The sequence below is a fragment of the Pedobacter sp. Leaf216 genome (assembly GCF_001421515.1).
Classification (GTDB): Bacteria; Bacteroidota; Bacteroidia; order Sphingobacteriales; family Sphingobacteriaceae; genus Pedobacter.
Map to the genome: position 1 here is coordinate 26,050 of NZ_LMKM01000008.1, position 19,358 is coordinate 45,407.

Below are 19,358 nucleotides of genomic sequence, written 5' to 3' on the forward strand. Positions count from 1 at the left end.
AAACGTTTGCGTGATTTCATCTTTGATTGATAAATAAACTTAATTGGTGCTTACGCATCTGAAACCAGTATGTTCAAGGCCGGTATCTGCTGAGGTTTTCATTCTTGAAGTTACACGATATCCTTTACAATAAGAGCCATTACACATAAAAGAACCGCCCCTTACAACCCTTTTGGGTATAGTAGGCTCCATAGGATCGTAGCTATCTTTTGGCCCTTTTGGATTGTTGGTTAAGCCGGTTAGCGTTCCGTAATAATCAGGACGATACCAATCACTGCACCATTCCCAAACATTACCTGCCATATCAAATAATCCGTAACCATTCGATTTAAACTGTTTTACAGCCGCTAAACCATTGTGTCCGTCCCAATCGGTATTTTTAACCGGGAAATTACCTTGCCAGGTATTGGCTTTCGCTTTACCTTTTTCTATATCTTCATTTCCCCATGGATACTTTTCGTTTTTCAAAGCACCTCTTGCTGCATATTCCCACTCTGCTTCTGTTGGTAAACGTTTTCCAGACCATTTGCAATAAGCCATCGCATCATCCCAAGAAACATGTACTACAGGATAATTTTCTTTTCCTTTAATATTACTTTTAGGTCCGTGAGGATGTTTCCAGTCTGCTCCTTTTACCCAGCGCCACCATTGCGAAGCATCGTTTAATGAACTAATGCTTTTTGGTTGGTAAAAAACCAGAGATGCGGCAACAAAAACGCTATCTGGTGGTTTTGGCGTGCCTGCAGGAAGCTGTTTTTTCATTTCTTCCCAGTCTGGTTTGCGTTCGGCAGTGGTTTTGTATCCGGTTGCATCAACAAATTTTTTGAAACTTGCATTGGTTACTTCAGTTACATCAATCCAAAACGAAGCAAGTTTTACCTGATGTTGCGGATATTCATCATCTCTACCCTCTTTATCGGATGCACCCATGGCAAATTCTCCGGCAGGGATTAAAACCATCCCTTCATGACTAACTTCATTCGAAGCAAAACTCGAAGAATCTTTTACTGCACCAAAACGGCTTGGCATATTTTTTTCGCAGGATGCTAATGAATCTTGTTTGTGCTTCGCCTGTTCTTCTTCTTTAACTTTATTGGATTGGCAGGAAAATATAGTGAGCATCGGCAAAAAAAGTAAGACGGCAAGAGATCTACGCATAGGATAATATTAAATTATGAGCCATAAAAATATCAATTCTAATTAAAAAAGAGAAGGTAAATAATTAATTCGCCTATAAATCAATACACTAACGCATTTGATGATTTTTTATTTGCAGGAAACACTCCATAACCCTATATTTGCACCACTTTAAAGGAAACGGATAACGTTTTTAAACAAAGTAGATTCCGTAGCTCAGCTGGTAGAGCATTACACTTTTAATGTAGTGGTCCTGGGTTCGAATCCCAGCGGGATCACAGAAAAAGGAAGATCAATTTGATCTTCCTTTTGTTTTTAAAACAAATTTTCTCGCCATATCTTAGAATAATTTCAATCCCATCGAAAAAATCCTAACATTGAGTTCTAACTCTGTAAGCTAAATTATAAATGAAATCCAATATTGGATGTTGAATTTCGTCCATAACATTTAGCTATGATTACAGCAATTATTAAAACTACCATTTTTTGATAAAGTAATGTTGATGATCAATTTTCTTGACGGTCTTATGTATCTTTAAAGCGTTAAATCTTAATCCAATTTCACTTAAAAGCCTTAAAAAATGAAAGATGCTGATATCAAGCGAATATCAAGGCTTACGGCAATTATCACACAAATGCAGAGCAAACGATTGTTGACCGCCAGCGAGCTTGCCGACAGGTTTGATGTAAGTGTCAGAACTATTTATCGTGATGTAAAAGCGTTGGAACAAGCAGGTATTCCCATTAATAAGGAGGAGGGCAAAGGCTATAGCCTAATGGATGGATATAGGGTTCCACCTATAATGTTCACAGAAAATGAGGCCAGTGCTTTAATCACTGCTGAACAGATTCTATTTAAAGGTTCCGACACATCACTAAGCAGAGAATACCAGGCAGCGATCAGCAAAATAAAATCTGTACTCCAACATTTAACAAAAGAAAAAGTGACATTGCTATCTGATAGAATAGCGATTAGTCCAGCGATTTTTCATGATCATCAAAGTAATTCACTGACAATGATTCAAAATGCGCTCACCTCTTTTAATCTGCTCGAAATCACATACCGGTCAAATCTTAAAGGGGAGCTTACTCAACGCGAAATTGAGCCATTTGCGCTGTATTTCAGCCTAAAAGAAAGTTGGCTGTTGATTGCTTTTTGTAGGTTAAGAAAAGATTTTAGAATGTTTAGCCTAGAGAGAATTCAAAAAATTAAAAAGCTTGATTCGAGTTTTCAACCACACAAACTAACCCTGGCGGAGTATTTAGAAGAAAAGAAAAAAAAGTTTGATACCCCTGACACACTGTTGTCTTAACCCTAATTTACCTTTGCAATGGCGAAGGCCAATACACGATTACACAAAAATTAGGATTATGAATTTAATTTCGATTAGAATTATTACTGAAGACGTCAAATTGCTAGTTAACTTTTATGAGCGATTGACAAAGATGCCAGTATTACAACACACTGATGATTTTGCAGAAATAAAAACCAAGTCAGCAACACTTGCAATAGGAAGTACAAGAACCTTACAGTTTTTTGGAGGTGGCGAAGTTGCAAAAGCTGCCCAAAACAGAACGGCAATCATAGAATTTATGGTTGAGGATGTAGATAGTGAATATCAAAGGCTAGCCGACTTTCTTCAACCTTACATTGTGCAAATGCCTACAATAATGCCCTGGGGAAATAAATCCCTATTGTTACGTGACCCGGACGGTAACCTCGTAAATTTTTTCACTCCTGTTTTTACCGAAGCAATTAAAAAATTCAAGAATTAGTAGCATATGCCAATACCTTATTCTGTTTTATATTTTAATTTTGGGATAGTGGGTCCTCACCTATCTCAAAAAATTCGAATATTGGTTGGCTATTAAGGGAAGCTTAAATTGTTTAGCATCAGTTGTTTGTCCATTTTAAGCGCCCCCCACACTAGGTGCAAATCCTAGCTGGATTATAGAAAAATGAAGATCAATTGATCTTCATTTTGTTTTAAAAACAGTTTTTTTTTCCCTATCATAAGTCATAGTATTCATTTCTTATTCGATACGGAAAAAAGCAGCTTGTATTTAAGTGTACAATTGAGAATTTCCAACACGATTTTTTCAATTGTTTCTTAAAATGGATGAGCATAAAATAAAAGTTATTATTTAGAATAATCCCCCTATTTCTTTATAATATTACCCCTACGGTAAATTTCATGTTCGGTAGATTTGGATAACCACTTATAAATCAATTACCAATATGAAAAAATTTCTATCTACACTCCTAATCGGAGCATGTTTGTTCGGTTGTAAAAAGAGCAATCAGGAAAAAACCATTTCAACCACAGAAAAGATTTCGGCAAAGGCACAAACCGAACTAACTGCCAACTCCGTTAACCTTGATGATTACACGTTAACATTGGAAGATAATTTTGATGGCGTTGGTCCACTTAATGCCCGCTGGAACTACAGGGCCGAAAATACGGTTAGAGGATATGCAACCATTCTGCGTTCAAATGTATCGTATGCAGTAAGCGGAGCAGGCATTTTAAGGTTAGCGGCAAAAAGAAACGGTGATAGCTTTACCGCTAGTCAGATTTCGACACAGAATTCGTTTTTACAGAAATACGGTTATTTTGAATGCCGTGTGCTTGTAAACCGAACAGTTGGTCCGCATTGTTCTTTTTGGATACAATCACCCACCTATGGTAATACAAATGATCCAGGTGTTTCTGGAACTGAAATTGATGTTTTTGAGCACCATATGGCTAATGGAGCTAATATTGCCCGGCATAACCTTCATTGGAATGGATATGGTGCTGATCATCAAACTATTGGATCATTGGAAACCATAAGCGGACTTCAATATGGCTTTCATACTTTTGGTGTGGAATGGACATCTTCGGCTTATATATTTTATGTAGATGGCGTGGAAAGATGGCGCACCAGTACTGCTATATCTCATACAAGCGAATACCTTATTTTTAGTCAGGAAATTACCGGATTTGGTGGAGATCGTTTTACAGGAACCTACCCTGATTTTATGGATATTGACTGGGTAAGGGTTTACAAAACCAGAAAAGCATCCGTATTTCAAGAATGCCAGTATAAAGGCTGGGCAAAACAACTCCCGATAGGAAATTATACTACCGCACAGTTGGCTGCTCTTGGTGTAACAAACGATGCCATATCTTCTATTTCTGTTCCTTCGGGTATTAAAATACAGCTTTATCAGGGCGACAATTTTACAGGGCCATCAATAACACTTACTGCCGATAACACTTGCTTATCAGATGAAAACTTTGATGATAATATTTCTTCTATAAAGGTAAGCGCAAATTAAATTAGTACATATTAAGATGCGGCACGGAACATATCAGTGCCGCATCTTTCTCTACGGCGATTTATTTGGGCTATGATTTACTTCGCAAAATTGAATTCACTGCTAAGAATTATATAATTATTTAGGATCAGCAAACTTGGTTACATTCTTCCCGAAAAAACACATCCATACTATATATTGATGAATATTATAAATCAAACTTATCTATGCTATATTCACTTACAATCAAGCTTTCGGATTAAAAAATCAATTAAATTTTTTAATTCAAATAAATAAACGTTAATTAGACATTTATTTATTGTTATGAGCACAGCAAATTATGTAATTGGAGTAGATTACGGGACGGATTCTGTCCGGTCTGTTCTAGTCGATACCGCAAACGGAAACGAGATTGCCTCATCTGTTTTCCTCTATCCACGATGGCAGAAAGGTTTATATTGTAAGCCCGCTGTAAATCAGTTTCGCCAACACCCCTTAGATTATATTGAAGGTTTAACCCACACGATAAAAGATTGCCTTGAAAAAGCCGGTGGAGCAGAAATTGCACACCTGGTAAAAGGGATTTCAGTTGATACAACAGGTTCTAGTCCTGTGGCAGTTGATGCAACAGGTACTCCCCTTGCATTGACTAAAGATTTTGAGGAAAATCCAAATGCTATGTTTGTGCTGTGGAAAGATCATACATCGGTTAAAGAAGCAGCCGAGATTAATGAACACGCTACAAAGTTCAGCACCAATTACCTTAAATACGTGGGCGGAATTTACTCGTCTGAATGGTTTTGGGCTAAATTATTACACATTTTAAGGATAGATTCTACTATTAAAAAAGGTGCAGCATCATGGGTTGAACATTGCGACTGGATCCCATTTTTACTTTGTGGTGGAAACGACATTAAGGAAATGAAACGCAGCCGTTGTGCCGCTGGGCATAAAGCCTTATGGGCCGAAGAATTTAACGGTTTACCTCCCGAAGATTTTTTTAGCAGCCTTGATCCACTTTTAGCTGGATTTAGAGAAAAATTATTTAACGATACTTATACTTCTGATATTGCTGCTGGTACCTTAAGTGAAGAATGGGCAACAAAACTCGGCTTAAGTAAAGATGTAATAGTTGGCGTTGGTGCATTTGATGCACACATGGGTGCTGTTGGCGGGCAAATTGAGCCCTATTACCTCAGTAAGGTAATGGGTACGAGTACCTGCGATATCCTGGTGGCACCGAACCAGGATTTACACGGAAAATTAATTAATGGTATCTGCGGGCAGGTAAATGGCTCTGTAATTCCAGGTATGGCTGGTTTAGAAGCTGGTCAATCTGCTTTTGGTGATGTTTATGCATGGTTTAAGAATTTAATCAGTTGGCCTCTAAATCATTTACTTGCCGAATCTAAAGTGATTGATGATGCTACTGCTCTGGCATTAAAGACAGAATTGGAAGGGAAAATAATTGCAAAGTTAAGTACCGAAGCTGTTGCCTTACCCGATGGCGATTATGCTGAGCTGGCAATAGACTGGTTAAACGGACGCAGAACACCAGATGCAAATCAGGAACTTAAAGGCGCAATTACGGGTTTGGGTTTAGGAACCGACGCTCCACGTTTCTTTCGTGCATTGGCTGCCGCAACATGTTTTGGTGCCAAAGCTATTGTAGATCGTTTTAAAGAGCAAGGTGTGCCCGTTAAAGGCATTATTGGTATTGGTGGTGTAGCTAAAAAATCGGCCTATATTATGCAAATGATGGCTGATGTATTGGAAATGCCAATCAGAATTCACCGTTTTGAACATACCTGTGCTTTAGGTGCTGCGATGTTTGCAGCGGTAGCAGCCGGTTTGTATCCAAACATCGAAGCAGCAATGGCGGCCATGGGAACTGGATTTGAGAAAGAATATAAACCTAACATTAAAAAGCAGAAACTTTACCGCCAGCATTACCAACAATATTTGGGATTAGGCAGATACCTGGAAAAATACAATAAAAAAGATGTAAAACCTTATCTATCATGAGCACCTATCAAGATATAAAAGAACAGGCTTACCAGGCCAATATGCAGTTGCCAAAATTGGGTTTGGTACTTTTTACCTTCGGAAATGTGAGTGCTGCAGATCGGTCGAAGGGTGTTTTTGCCATTAAACCTAGTGGTGTACCTTATGAGGATTTATCGCCAGAGAAAATGGTCATTGTAGATTTTGACGGAAATACCATTGAAGGGAATCTCCGCCCATCATCAGATACAAAAACCCATGCCGTTTTATATAAACATTGGGAAGAAATTGGTGGAATTGTGCATACACATTCTACTTACGGTACAGCATGGGCACAGGCACAAAGGGCAATTCCAATATTTGGAACAACCCATGCCGACCATTTAACAGTTGATATTCCATGTGCACCACCAATGGCCGATGAAATGATCAAAGGAAATTACGAGTACGAAACGGGTTTCCAGATTATAACACATTTTGAAAGTTTAGGTTTAAGTTATCAAGAAGTAGAAATGATTTTGGTAGGGAACCACGCTCCTTTTACCTGGGGAAAAACGGCTGAGAAAGCAGTTTACAATAGTGCCGTTTTGGAAACTGTAGCGCAAATGGCTTTGTTAACCGAGCAGATTAACCCGCAGGCACCGAAGCTGAAAGATTCGTTAATAGAGAAACATTACGAGCGTAAACATGGTGATGGTGCTTATTATGGACAGAAGTGAGTTTTGAGTTCGGTTGCATAAATTGAATTAAGGGTTTTGGAAAGCAATTGCAGTGGTGCTTAGGAAACGAAAGCCCCGCCCCCGCTTCTGCCGATTTTTTCAATCGGCAGAAGCGGGGGCGGGTTTAACATGGTAAGGTTTACCTAAGTAAATTAAACCTGATTGGAGTGGGCATGAACCCAACCGCAGGTGGGTGAATAAAACGGAAAGCAGGACTACCCTAACCGATGAAATACAGAACCTTGCTTTTCAAAAAAAGAATATGAATAATGGTCTTTAAGGATACAGACCGAGGAAGAAGAGTGGTAGGCTTTAAAAGATATACATAATGGTCTGTGAGGACACAGACCATGGCATTGAATAAATTAAAAATAACATAAATAGTAATGATTGATTTAAAAAAATTACAAGTTTGGTTTATAACGGGTACTCAACATTTGTACGGTGAAGAAACCTTAAAACAAGTAGCAGAACACGCACAACAAGTGGTCGATTCGTTGAACCAGAATGGAAGTATTTCTGTTTCGGTAGTGTACAAGCCAATTGTAAAAACAACCGAAGAGATTTTCGAGACCTTGCAACAAGCCAATATTGATGAAAATTGTATTGGAGTAATTACCTGGATGCACACCTTCTCTCCTGCTAAAATGTGGATCAGGGGTTTAAATGTTTTGCAAAAACCATTATTGCACTTACATACGCAATTTAACCGTGATATTCCATGGAATACCATTGATATGGATTTCATGAACCTGAACCAAAGTGCGCATGGCGACCGTGAGTTTGGTTTTATGGTTTCGCGTATGCGTAAAGATCGTAAAGTGGTTGTAGGCCATTGGCAGGATGAAGAAGTGGCTAAACAGATTGATACCTGGTGTAGGGCCGCTGCTGGCTGGCACGATTGGCAAGGGGCTAAATTTGCCCGTTTTGGCGATAATATGCGTTATGTTGCGGTTACAGATGGTGATAAAGTAGAAGCTGAAATGAAATTTGGTTTTGCCGTAAATACTTATGGGATAGGTGATTTAGTAGCCGTTATTAATGGAATAAGTGAAGATTCGATTCAAACATTATTGAAAGAATATGAAGCTACTTACGAAATGGCCGACGATTTAAAAGTTGGCGGTGCCAGACATTCATCTGTTTACGAGGCCGCCAAAATTGAATTGGGTTTAAGAAAATTCTTGACAGATGGAGGCTTTAAGGGTTTCTCTGATACGTTTGAAGATTTACATGGTATGATTCAATTACCTGGGATTGCAGCACAGCGTTTAATGGCCGATGGTTATGGTTTTGCAGGTGAAGGCGATTGGAAAACTGCAGCTTTAGTACGTGCCTGTAAGGTAATGGGCGCAGGTTTAGCAGGCGGCAATGCTTTTATGGAAGATTATACCTATCATTTCGACCCGGCAAATTCGATGGTTTTAGGTTCACATATGCTTGAGGTTGATGCTTCATTGGCGAGTGGAAAAGCCAGTTTAGAGGTACATCCATTGGGTATTGGAGGAAAGGCAGATCCTGCACGTTTAGTTTTTAATGTTGCTGGTGGCGATGCATTAAACGCATCTTTAATTGATATGGGCAACCGTTTCCGTTTATTGGTAAATGAAGTAAAAGCTGTTGAGGCTGAACATGATTTACCAAACTTACCGGTAGCCCGTGTATTGTGGAAACCACTCCCTGATATGAAAACCGGTTGTGCCGCATGGATTTATGCTGGTGGTGCACATCATACTGCTTATAGTCAGAATTTAACTACTGAACATTTATTGGATTTTGCCAATATTGCTGGTTTAGAATATGTAAATATTGGTGCTGATACCAAGATCAATCAATTCAGGAATGAATTGCATTGGAACGAGGTTTTTTATAAATAGTTTTAACGATGTTCGATAAAAAAGCCGATAATTAAACGATTATCGGCTTTTTTATTACATATGTCCCGTCCTAAAATAAGTTGACACACAAGTTGACTTATTATGAAAAAACACAGCAAAAAGATCATCAGGCGCAGTCAGCGCGATTACAGCCTTGCCTTTAAATTGCAGGTTGTTCAACAGGTTGAAAAAGGCGAGCTCACTTATAAAAAAGCCCAGCAACATTACGGTATCCAGGGGCGGAGCACTGTTTTGGTTTGGTTAAGAAAACATGGTAACTTAGATTGGACCCTTCCAAAACAGTATAGCATGGATAAAGATAAAGAACTTACCCCGGAGCAACGAATCAAGCAACTTGAAACAGCTTTAAAAAATGAACAGGACCGGAACCTGATCTATACAACCATGTTTGATATCCTGCAAAAGGAACACGGCATCCCTTTGCCAAAAAAGCCTTTACCCAAGCAGTCCAAAGGCTCAAAAGCCAAGGAAAAGTAAGCCTTTTAAAGGCCTGCAGATTGTTTGGGATCAGTCGCCAGGGATATTATCAGCGGGAACAGCGTGCCAACATAAGGCTTAAGAAACTGCAACAAGTTAAACTTGCTGTTGTGCAAGAACGCATGAGTTTACCCAGACTAGGCACTAGAAAACTGTACCATCAGCTTAAGGGGGTATTTGTTGATAAAGGGATTAAGATAGGTAGGGATGGGTTGTTCGCCTTTCTGCGTTCGGAGCATTTGCTGATTAAGCCGAGACGTTCCTATCAAAAGACAACAAACTCAAAACATTGGTTACATAAACACCCTAACTTATATAAAAACCGCAAGGCCGTTCGTGCAGATGAATTCTGGGTTAGTGATATAACCTACATCGATACGGCAGAAAAAACGGGCTACTTAAGCTTGGTTACAGATGCATTCTCCAGGAAGATAGTTGGTTATCACCTGCATGAAAGCCTCCATACCGACGGGGTGTCGGTAGCATTGAAGATGGCAATAAAAGGACGTACAACTACTCAGGAACTGATTCACCATTCTGACCGGGGACTACAGTATTGTTCTTCGCAATATCAGGAGATACTATCCAGCAACGGAATCCTTCCATCCATGACCGATGGATACGATTGCTATCAAAATGCTTTGGCAGAACGGATAAACGGGATTCTCAAGTATGAGTTCATTATCGTCAAACCCAAAAACATTGATCAGGCCAGGACATTAATCCGAGAAGCAATAGGTCTTTACAATACCAGAAGGCCACACCTCTCATTAGGTTACAAAACACCCGATCAGGTATACAAAAAATCCTTGCCGATATTACTCAACAAGGATTATATTTGACCTTAAATAAGTGTCAATCTATTTTAGGATTAGTCAATATTCCTCATTATTGATCGTATTCCCTGTGATCGTTCTAGCTTTTGATCCTCATTCGCTGCGATCGTCCTCGCCTTTGATCGTACTTCCCTGAGATCGTCCTCCTGAACTTGTTTCAGGATCTTAATTCACATGAAATAACTTATTTATTATTAAGTATTTGTAAAAATTATAAATCTGAATTGCTTTAGGCGATACAATCGCCATTTTCGTGCATCCTCGTTACAAACGAGGACGATTATTGCGATCGTCTTCCTGAACTTGTTTCAGGATCTTACTTTGCATACAATAACTTATTCATTATTAAGTATTTGTGCAAATCATAAAGCTAAATTGCTTTAGGCGATACAATCACCATTTTCGTGCATCCTCGTTACAAACGAGGACGATTATTGCGATCGTCCTCCTGAACTTGTTTCAGGATCCTACTTTAAATATAATAACTTATTCATAATTAAGTATTTGTACAAATGATAAAGCTGATTGCTTTAGGCGATACAATCGCCATTTTCGTGCATCCTCGTTACAAACGAGGACGATTACTTTTTATGCATCGTCCTCCTGAACTTGTTCAGGATCTTAATTCACATATTATGACTTATTCATTATTAGGTATTTGTATAAATAATGAAGTTTATTTGCTGAAGGCGATACAATCGCTATTTTCATGCATCCTCGTTACAAACGAGGACGATTACTTTTTATGCATCGTCTTCCTGAACTTGTTTCAGGATCTTACTTTATCTATAATAACTTGTTCATTATTAAGTATTTGTATAAATAATGAAGTTTAATTGCTGAAGGCGATACAATCGCCATTTTCATGCATCCTCGTTACAAACAAGGACGATTACTTTTTATGCGATCGTCTTCCTGAACTTGTTTCAGGATCTTTTTAGGAGTGCCTAGCAGGATAGATCCTGAAACAAGTTTAGGAGGGCGCGTAACTAAAATATCACTTATAGGTATTTTGCTGATAAAGTCGGCAAGCGCTTTAAAATTTCCGCCTACGCAGGAATGAAGACCGTGTTAGAATTAGATAGATCATGTCAGTTCATACTAACCATTGCTTTAATCACCCCATTTTTTGGATCTAACCAGCTTTCAAACTTATCTTTCACTTCTTCAAATTTTACCTGGTGCGTAATGTAATTGGTGGGATTAACCAAACCAGCTTTCATCGATTTAATTACATGCTCGAAATCTTCAATGGTAGCATTCCTGCTGCTCATTAATGTCGATTCACGCTTATGAAACTCAGGATGATTAAAAATTAAATCCCCTTTCTGAAGTCCGATTAAAACAAACCGTGCGCCATGAGCCATGTAATTTATGGCGTTATTGATTGCTTTTTGATTACCTGTAGCATCAATTACTACCGTTGGCATATCGCCATTGGTAATTTTGCTAAGTTGCTGTGTTACGTCAGGTGATAATGCATTAACTACATGTGCAACTTTCAATTTATCTTTACAGAATGCCAAACGGTCTTCATTAATATCCAAAGCGATTACATTTGCTCCTGCAATTCGGGCGAATTCCATCGTACCTAAACCAATTGGACCGGCACCGATAACCAGTACAAATTCTCCAGGCTGTACATTTGCCCTGCGAACACCATGCGCCCCGATGGCTAAAGGTTCTACTAAAGCCAGTTCATCATAACTCAAGCCTTCGCCATGTAAAAGTGTTTTTGATGGAACCTGTAGATATTCGCGCATACCACCATCTACATGTACCCCACAAACTTGCATTTTAACACAGCAGTTGGGTTTATTCATCCGGCAGGCAATACATTCGCCACAATTAAAGTATGGAATAAAGGTAACAGCCTCTCCTATTTTGAAACCAGTGGCTCCATCGGCTTCAACCAATTCGCCAGATAATTCGTGACCTAACACTCTTGGGTAATTAAAGAAAGGTTGAGTACCTTCAAAGGCATGTAAATCGGTTCCGCAAATGCCGATTCTTTTAATTTTTATAATCGCATTGTCCTTTTTAAGCTCAGGTTTTGATGTTTCTGAATATTCGAAAGTTCCGGGTGTTGTACAGGTAAGGGTTTTCATTTTAATGAAGGTTAATTGTATAAAATTGGTTTTATCGGTTAACTGTAAATTGGGAACTGTTAACTGAAAACTCGCTATGCGTTTGCCAAAGCTCGGTCTAAATGTACATAACCGCCATCAACATGAATAATCTGTCCGGTGGTATGGCTTGATTTATTCGACATTAAAAAGGCCGTCATATTTGCAATTTCCTCAGCGGTTGTCATTCTATTTTCCAATGGAATCTTAGAAGTAATTTCTTTTAGTTTCTCTTCCGCGTTATCCAAAGTTTCAATCCAGGTTTCGTAAGCGGGTGTCCAACATTCGGCAACCACTACTGCATTTACACGAATGCCATATTTAAGCAACTCTACGGCCCATTCTCTTGTTAAGGCATTTCTACCTCCATTTGCAGCAGCATAGGCCGAGGTATTTCCTTGTCCGGTTTCTGCAGTTTTAGAAGTGATGTTTACAATTGCACCTTTGCTTTTAATTAATTCGGGCAGTGCATGGTGTGCCATCAAATAATAATGCACTACATTTTTATGCAATGAGGCCATAAAATCTTTATAATTTCCTCTTTCTAAGCCTACGCCATCATTAACGCCTGCATTATTCACTAAACCGTCGATTTTGCCAAATTTGGCCACGATATCCTTCACAACTGATTCGCAATCGTCAGGGTTTGAAAGCTCCGCTACAAATTGCGCTGCTTTTCCTCCATTTGCGGCAATTTCATCAACTACTTTTTGATTGTCTTCTGCTTTTCTACCTACGATTACTGCAATTGCATTTTCCTTTGCAAAAACTTCTGCAATACTTCTGCCAATGCCCTTTGCAGCACCAGTGATGATGATCACTTTTTCTTTTAATTGTAAATCCATTTTTTTATTTTTTATTGTTTCGTCTCCGCTAAATTCAATTCTGCGATTTTTCATGCTGATTAGGTCCTGAAGAAAGTTCAGGGATAACGATACCGTTTAGTTAATCATATTTATTATATCCGCTTTCCTTGATGCCGGCAATACTTTTAAATCTATCAATTTTCCATTCTTTAAGCTGCCTTCAACGGTGGTTTGATATGGCGCATAAAGTTTGAAATGAACATCCCAATCTTTTGGCCATGCTGGAAACAGATATATTTTCTTTCCATCAACCTGCATCAGCATTTCCTGTAAACCGATCATGCCTGATCCGCCCCAATTGTGGTCTGGAGTCCAGTCGAAACCTGGCCCCCAAAATGCAGGAAACCTTCTCCCTGAATCTTTTAGTTTAGCAGTAGTTAATTTCGCAGCATCTTCTGTTAAACCGAGCCTTGCCGCAAATATATTACCCTGTTTCCATCCAACATGACTTCGGAATTTAAGCACATCGGTATCATATTTAAAAGTATTAATCGCGGTATCTAAACCGGGCTTCCCTATCCCATACATGCCCCAAGGAAATACTGGGTACAATTGCGGACTTTCAGTATTATTAATGCGTTCCCAGAGTTTTGCTGGCGAAATGGTGCTATGTCCGTCGAATGCCCTGAAACTTATTGGCGGAATGGTTTTCAGCATGGCTTTCCACTCCGTTTTCTTAGCTTCAGATAAAGAAGGTTGTTCAATCAATCTTTCTAAAACCGTTTTCAAAGCCGCAACTGTAGAGGTAGAATTGTAAGCCATTTTATAAGTTTCTGCCCCTGAACCTGGGTATAAAACCAAATGACCATCTGCATCTAAAGCTTTTGCCCCTCTTTGCTTGGCCAAATAAGTGTAATGTTCTTTAAAAAAAGTAAGTGAACTTTCAATTAAAGGGAGGTATTTATCAATATTTTTGCCGCCATAGCTTTCGGTTTCCAAAATCATCATACAAAACTCCAAAACGGTATCCCACTCGTATTCCAACCAGGCATTGTATTCCATGCCTTTATTAAAATCGGCAGGGCGTTTCCAACCATACTCAGCAGGGTTTGGTAAGCCGAAATTTTCTAATTGCTCGGTAAAACTTGCGCCCTTGTGCCCCCAGGCAGCTTCGGTTCTAATTTCTGCATTTTTCAATAAATTCAGATAAAAATCAAATTGAGGCTTCATCAGGTCGATATCCCCGCTTTTTAGCATGGGCCAATATACCAGGCGTTGGTTTTGAGCGGTATGCGTTCCACCGCCCCAGTTTCTAAAATCGGGTGTGTATTTTAACGTGGTGTCGGTTAACTGAGGGTCGAAAGTGAAAAGACCGCCATTAAACTTTGTTGGGTATTTGCCAAAGGCATTGCAGCCTAACATATAGCGGAACAATTGATAGTTTTTTGCTGCTTGATTTGCTGTCTCATCTTTAGCATTGATGTAAATGAAACTCTTTTTAAAGTAATCATTCCACCATTTTATACTGGCTTTTTGGTCATTTTTGCAATTTACAGCATTCAAGCCCTTTTCCCATTCAGCAATTGATGGCGTGTTTAAAGTATTGAGTGTAATCGCAATCTGATTTGAAGTTGAAGGTGTTTTACTTCTTAATTTCCAGGCTTTAAAAGGTGTATTTAAGTATATTCCGGTATAGTTTCCGGCGGGTACCATATTATGGCCTTCCATTAAGCCTCCGAAAATTAGATTTTTCAAAGGATTAAATAATTCAGCCTTTCTTTCTTCCAACCCTTGTTGCTTTACAACAATATCAAATACTGTTTCAGGTTTATTTTGGTGATAGAATTGAATTGTATTGTTTTTAAAAGCTATTTCATCTTTATATGTTTTTACAATGCCCTGCGGTGCCCATTTATACGAATTTTGGTTATTTTCTTTGCCTTTTGTGATTCGGTCTTCAAAACGCCAGCTTTCATAACTTGCTTCGGTTGTAATTTTTTGATTGGATTTAACATTAAGGTGGATTACGGGATTAAAAACATCAACCCAGACTTTAATTTGAGCATTTAAGTTTCCATTTTCACCTGAAATCTGCGCATAACCATCTTTTAAAATCAATTCTTGTTTGAATGATTTTCCTTCGAATGGATTTGGAATTAAATTAAGTTTTACGCGCCCCAGTTTAAGCAAAGTATTGTTTTCATCGAATGTTCCGCTACGCGATAAGTAGAGGTATACCTCCCCCTTTTCTACCCAAAGATTTAAGCCAATATCGCCACCTCCTACGGGCATGGATTCGGAGGAGGTATTACTTTGTGAAGCCCAGATGACGTTATCTTTTTCTTGTGAAAAAGCATTTGGGGATAACCACAAAGAGACGAAGAACACCAGAAAAATGGCTGGTTTTTTTAAGTTTATGTTATTTGTCCAATTAATACCTGTAAGAATATTAATGTGCTTAGCCAAAAAACTTGTTATTTGCGTCTTGTTGGTTAAAATCATATTAGTTATTCCAATTATCAGTACGAAAAGAAGAAACTGGTAGGCCATCGTTTCCAAATAAGTCGCCGATTACAAAATCTTTAAATGCATACCGAACCGCAACAGGAACTTTAACTTCGGGGGCCGAAACCACTATACTACTTCCTTTTATCGCTGCTTTTGCGGGGTAAAACTTTTGATCGGTACCTGCAATTTCGAATAAAGACAGTTCTTTACCAAATGAAGTTAAGCCATTCGGCACATTTTGAAATTTGACTATAGCTGTATTCTTTTCAATTGTTAATGATTCGTAATTCGGACTTGCAAAACCAAAACCTTTAATGCCATAAGTTTGTGCCAAAGCAAGGTAAGCCAGTCTTTGTCCGCCTTGTTTTTTATTTGCTGGATGGATTGATTTTTCTTCGCCGATATCCAATAAAACAGCCATTCCGGAATTCGGTATTTTAGTTAAGGATTTACGTTGTGCATCTCTCAGGTATGCAGAATTATTATTTTTACTTCCTTTGGCCAATGATGAGAAATTGTAATTATAAGGTGCAATTTGGGCATAATAAAAAGGAAATTCGCCATTTTCCCAGTTTTTTCGCCATGAGGAAACCATCGCTGGAAATAAATCTTCGTAACGATCAGGACGGTCGTAATTTGATTCGCCCTGGTACCAGATCGCCCCTTTTATGCCATAACCAATAACCGGGTAGAGCATACCATTGTTTAGGGTGGTTGGTGTACGGCTCACTTCTTTTATACTATCTCCTTTTATTGGAATTTTGATTTCAGCAAAAGGTTTTAAATCTTCCGGCGACATCCATGCCTCAATAGTTGAACCGCCGTAACTGTCGTTAATGATTCCGATAGGCACATTTAACATTTCGCTCAATAATGAACCGAAATAATAGGCTGTAGCGCTAAAATTAGATACAGTTTCTGGCGCAGCCAATTTCCAATCTGATGGCTTGCTATTTTCTTGTCGTTCGATAACTGAAGAACGAGGAACCGTATATAGCCTGATATTTTTATTTGATGATTTTAGGATTGCCTCATTTGAACCGATTATTGGCTGGCTTTTAAAACCTTTCATGGGCATTTCCATGTTTGATTGCCCGCCACAAAACCAAACTTCTCCAATAAAAATATCGGTTAAAACAAGTTTTTCACCATCATTTAATTCAATTTCATAAGGGCCTCCAGCTGATGGCGTTGAAACTTTCACTTTCCATTTACCACTTTGATCAGCGGTAACGGTATAACTTTGTTTATTCCAGGAAGTATTAATTTTTACTTTACCTGAGGCTTTTGCCCATCCCCAAATGGCTACGTTGCTTTGTTGTTGCAACACCATGTGGTTGGTAAAAATTGATGCGGGTTTAACCGTTGCAGATGCAACAAGGCCGCATGCTAGGTTTAAGAATATGAGGAGTTTTAGTTTCATTTTTGTTTTTTTGATAGCCGTCACCCTGAATTTATTTTATAGTCTAAATACACAAATAAGGCCCTGAAATAAATTCAAAATGACGATCGCGTTTAATAATATCTACTTACAGGCAACCATACCGACATTTCTGAATGTCCTCTGTTGCCCCAGGCAAAATACGGCACCAGTTTAATTGTTGTTTCTTCATTTTTACGATCGATTGGGCGGTAAAGTACATTGTTCCAGCTGTTCGGCTCTACTATCTTTGCTTTACCGATCAGGCTCATCATTTCAGCCCCATCAATATTGATAGTTTTAGCCTCGAATTTCGTTGAAGTGGGTATAAATGCATTAAAAATTCGTTTTCCAGGCAGATCGGTCGATTCCAGACAATACACAATCGGTCCACGTTTTACAGCTACCTGATTTCTGTTTTCTTCTACCAAAGGATTTGCCTCAATCAATGTGGCCTCCATCGGAAGGTTTAATTCTATTACATCTCCCTTTTTCCAAACACGATTAATTTCCGCATAAGTACCAGAATTAGCTATAATATTTTCAGTTTTCCCATTGATCGTAATTTTTGCACCATTTGTCCATGAAGGAATCCTTAAAAACATCGAATAAGCTTTTTTAGCGGTCTCTTTTATGGTGATTGTTATCTTTCCATCCCAAGGATAATTTGTTTCTTCTGTTAAAGAAATTTTGCTGCCATCAACTAATTGAGTACTTAACTTATTTCCACCATACAAATTAAACCACAGCCCTTTATCAGAAACACTGTAAGCATAATCGCTTACTTCGGCAATGGTGCGTACTACATTCGGCGGACAGCAGTTTGATAATGCAATATAAGGCACTCTATCTTTCGACCAGCGCTGTTTGAAAGGTAAATAATTTGATTGCGCCAATGGATTGGAGTATAAAAAATTCTTACCATCCAAACTTATCCCTGATAAAACGCTATTGTGCAAAGCCAATTCCATTACATCGGCATATTTTGCATCACCAGTAATTTGTAACATGCGCCAGTTCCAAAGTACGTTGCCAATGTTTGCGCAAGTTTCATTATGAGCAGTGAAATTGGGCAGCTGGTAATCGCGACCAAAAGCCTGATGAATTTTCTGTACATCTACAGGATTGTAAGAAGTCCCATCTGGTGAAATACCGTCATAAAGTGAACCACAACCACCTGTAATGTACATTTTGTGCTGATTTACATCATCCCACATTAAATTTAAACTATTTAACAGGGAGTCTTTCCCGGTTTCGGCATAAAGATCGGCCACACCAGCGTATAGATAATTTGCTCTTACGGCATGTCCCATGGCTTTGGTTTGCTGCAAAAACGGAATCCGATCCTGGTTATCATCTGTTCCATCATCGATTTTGCCTTTAATCGCAATTAAATGTTTCGCAAGTTCTAAATATCTGGGATCTTTTGTGGTGCGGTACATTTCTATCACGCCCATATAATGGGATGGACAAATGGCATTACGTGCCAAGGTTGGTGAGGCCGATTTATAAAAGTTGTATAAATAATCGGTTGCTTTTTTAGCGATGTTAAGTAAAGTTGTTTTTCCTGTAGCGCGGTAATGAATGCAACCGGCTGTCATTAAATGGCCAATATTGTATGATTCGAAGCTTAGGCGATCCTGAAATTGATTTTTTGAACCGGTTTTCCGTTGCTCAATCATTGCTTTGGTGTAAATGTATCCATCCTCACGCTGCGATTTACCAATTACTGCAATGGCCTGGTCCATCATTTCGTTCAACTTTGGATTTTTAGTTGAAGCATATAAAACAGCGACAGCTTCTAAAGTTTTGTAATAATCGCCATCATGAAAAGACGGCCCTGAATGAGACCCGGTATCTAATCCTGCAGCTATTCTGAAATTTTCAAAAGCATGGCTAATTTTTGGATCGTTATAAATGGCCCACATATTGGGCACCATCGTTTCTATAGCTACCTTGAAACGATCGGCCCAAAAACCGTTTGTCCAGGTTACATCAGCCATATTGATACTATGCAATTTGGCATATGGAGATTTTGATGTATTTACCAAAGCTTTATCCTGTGCATTAACACAGACCGAAACTATAGAAAATACAATTAATAAATTAATTTTTAAAATGCTCAT

The 19,358-nt window shown here is 38.7% G+C and carries 13 protein-coding genes and 1 tRNA gene; 8 read left to right on the forward strand and 6 right to left on the reverse strand.

What is annotated here, in order from left to right; all coding sequences use genetic code 11:
* Positions 1-39: 39 nt before the first annotated feature.
* Positions 40-1,122: a formylglycine-generating enzyme family protein gene (locus ASE74_RS07780; protein WP_235526028.1), complete on the reverse strand. Its 1,083-nt coding sequence runs from the start codon at positions 1,120-1,122 to the stop codon at positions 40-42.
* Positions 1,123-1,342: 220 nt separating this feature from the next.
* On the opposite strand from ASE74_RS07780, the gene ASE74_RS07785 reads away from it, so the two are divergent.
* From ASE74_RS07785 to ASE74_RS07825, 8 genes are all read left to right on the forward strand, one after another.
* Positions 1,343-1,415 (forward strand) — tRNA-Lys (locus ASE74_RS07785).
* Between the two features lie 303 nt (positions 1,416-1,718).
* Entirely contained in the window at positions 1,719-2,450 is a 732-nt protein-coding gene (locus ASE74_RS07790; RefSeq protein WP_055906719.1) for a YafY family protein, read from the forward strand.
* Between the two features lie 58 nt (positions 2,451-2,508).
* Positions 2,509-2,913: a VOC family protein gene (locus ASE74_RS07795; RefSeq protein ID WP_055906722.1), complete on the forward strand. Its 405-nt coding sequence runs from the start codon at positions 2,509-2,511 to the stop codon at positions 2,911-2,913.
* A gap of 463 nt (positions 2,914-3,376) precedes the next feature.
* Positions 3,377-4,459 (forward strand): family 16 glycosylhydrolase, encoded by a 1,083-nt coding sequence (locus ASE74_RS07800; protein WP_055906725.1) that lies wholly within the window; start codon positions 3,377-3,379, stop codon positions 4,457-4,459.
* 303 nt (positions 4,460-4,762) lie between these two features.
* Entirely contained in the window at positions 4,763-6,463 is a 1,701-nt protein-coding gene (locus ASE74_RS07805; protein WP_055906728.1) for a ribulokinase, read from the forward strand.
* On the forward strand, positions 6,460-7,161 hold the full coding sequence (locus ASE74_RS07810) for an L-ribulose-5-phosphate 4-epimerase (protein WP_055906731.1): 702 nt from the start codon (positions 6,460-6,462) through the stop codon (positions 7,159-7,161). The genes ASE74_RS07805 and ASE74_RS07810 overlap by 4 nt, the downstream gene beginning before the upstream one ends.
* Before the next feature lie 386 nt (positions 7,162-7,547).
* A complete protein-coding gene (gene araA, locus ASE74_RS07815) occupies positions 7,548-9,038 on the forward strand; it encodes an L-arabinose isomerase (protein WP_055906734.1) in 1,491 nt (496 codons plus the stop codon).
* 102 nt (positions 9,039-9,140) lie between these two features.
* Positions 9,141-10,378 (forward strand): IS3 family transposase gene (locus ASE74_RS07825; protein WP_369800141.1). Its coding sequence is split into 2 segments (ribosomal slippage): positions 9,141-9,483 and positions 9,483-10,378, totalling 1,239 coding nucleotides; the frame shifts between segments, so codons are not numbered across the junction.
* Positions 10,379-11,463: 1,085 nt separating this feature from the next.
* On the opposite strand, the gene ASE74_RS07830 is transcribed toward ASE74_RS07825, so the two are convergent.
* From ASE74_RS07830 to ASE74_RS07850, 5 genes are all read right to left on the reverse strand, one after another.
* Complete coding sequence (locus ASE74_RS07830) at positions 11,464-12,480, reverse strand: zinc-binding alcohol dehydrogenase family protein (RefSeq protein WP_055906743.1); 1,017 nt, start codon at positions 12,478-12,480, stop codon at positions 11,464-11,466.
* Positions 12,481-12,554: 74 nt separating this feature from the next.
* On the reverse strand, positions 12,555-13,343 hold the full coding sequence (locus ASE74_RS07835; RefSeq protein WP_055906912.1) for an SDR family oxidoreductase: 789 nt from the start codon (positions 13,341-13,343) through the stop codon (positions 12,555-12,557).
* A 96-nt stretch (positions 13,344-13,439) separates the two neighbouring features.
* The gene (locus ASE74_RS07840) at positions 13,440-15,806 is read right to left on the reverse strand and encodes a DUF5703 domain-containing protein (RefSeq protein WP_235526031.1); all 2,367 of its coding nucleotides are present in this window, start codon (positions 15,804-15,806) and stop codon (positions 13,440-13,442) included.
* A 1-nt stretch (position 15,807) separates the two neighbouring features.
* Positions 15,808-17,235: a sialate O-acetylesterase gene (locus ASE74_RS07845; protein WP_055906918.1), complete on the reverse strand. Its 1,428-nt coding sequence runs from the start codon at positions 17,233-17,235 to the stop codon at positions 15,808-15,810.
* Positions 17,236-17,327: 92 nt separating this feature from the next.
* On the reverse strand, positions 17,328-19,358 hold the full coding sequence (locus tag ASE74_RS07850) for a glycoside hydrolase family 127 protein (protein ID WP_055906746.1): 2,031 nt from the start codon (positions 19,356-19,358) through the stop codon (positions 17,328-17,330).

Bases quoted from the DNA above. Each gene is read 5' to 3' on its own strand.
- ASE74_RS07780 (WP_235526028.1), bottom strand. From the start codon at position 1,122: ATGCTCACTATATTTTCCTGCCAATCCAATAAAGTTAAAGAAGAAGAA.
- ASE74_RS07790 (WP_055906719.1), top strand. From the start codon at position 1,719: ATGAAAGATGCTGATATCAAGCGAATATCAAGGCTTACGGCAATTATC.
- ASE74_RS07795 (WP_055906722.1), top strand. From the start codon at position 2,509: ATGAATTTAATTTCGATTAGAATTATTACTGAAGACGTCAAATTGCTA.
- ASE74_RS07800 (WP_055906725.1), top strand. From the start codon at position 3,377: ATGAAAAAATTTCTATCTACACTCCTAATCGGAGCATGTTTGTTCGGT.
- ASE74_RS07805 (WP_055906728.1), top strand. From the start codon at position 4,763: ATGAGCACAGCAAATTATGTAATTGGAGTAGATTACGGGACGGATTCT.
- ASE74_RS07810 (WP_055906731.1), top strand. From the start codon at position 6,460: ATGAGCACCTATCAAGATATAAAAGAACAGGCTTACCAGGCCAATATG.
- araA (WP_055906734.1), top strand. From the start codon at position 7,548: ATGATTGATTTAAAAAAATTACAAGTTTGGTTTATAACGGGTACTCAA.
- ASE74_RS07830 (WP_055906743.1), bottom strand. From the start codon at position 12,480: ATGAAAACCCTTACCTGTACAACACCCGGAACTTTCGAATATTCAGAA.
- ASE74_RS07835 (WP_055906912.1), bottom strand. From the start codon at position 13,343: ATGGATTTACAATTAAAAGAAAAAGTGATCATCATCACTGGTGCTGCA.
- ASE74_RS07840 (WP_235526031.1), bottom strand. From the start codon at position 15,806: ATGATTTTAACCAACAAGACGCAAATAACAAGTTTTTTGGCTAAGCAC.
- ASE74_RS07845 (WP_055906918.1), bottom strand. From the start codon at position 17,235: ATGAAACTAAAACTCCTCATATTCTTAAACCTAGCATGCGGCCTTGTT.
- ASE74_RS07850 (WP_055906746.1), bottom strand. From the start codon at position 19,358: ATGAGCATTTTAAAAATTAATTTATTAATTGTATTTTCTATAGTTTCG.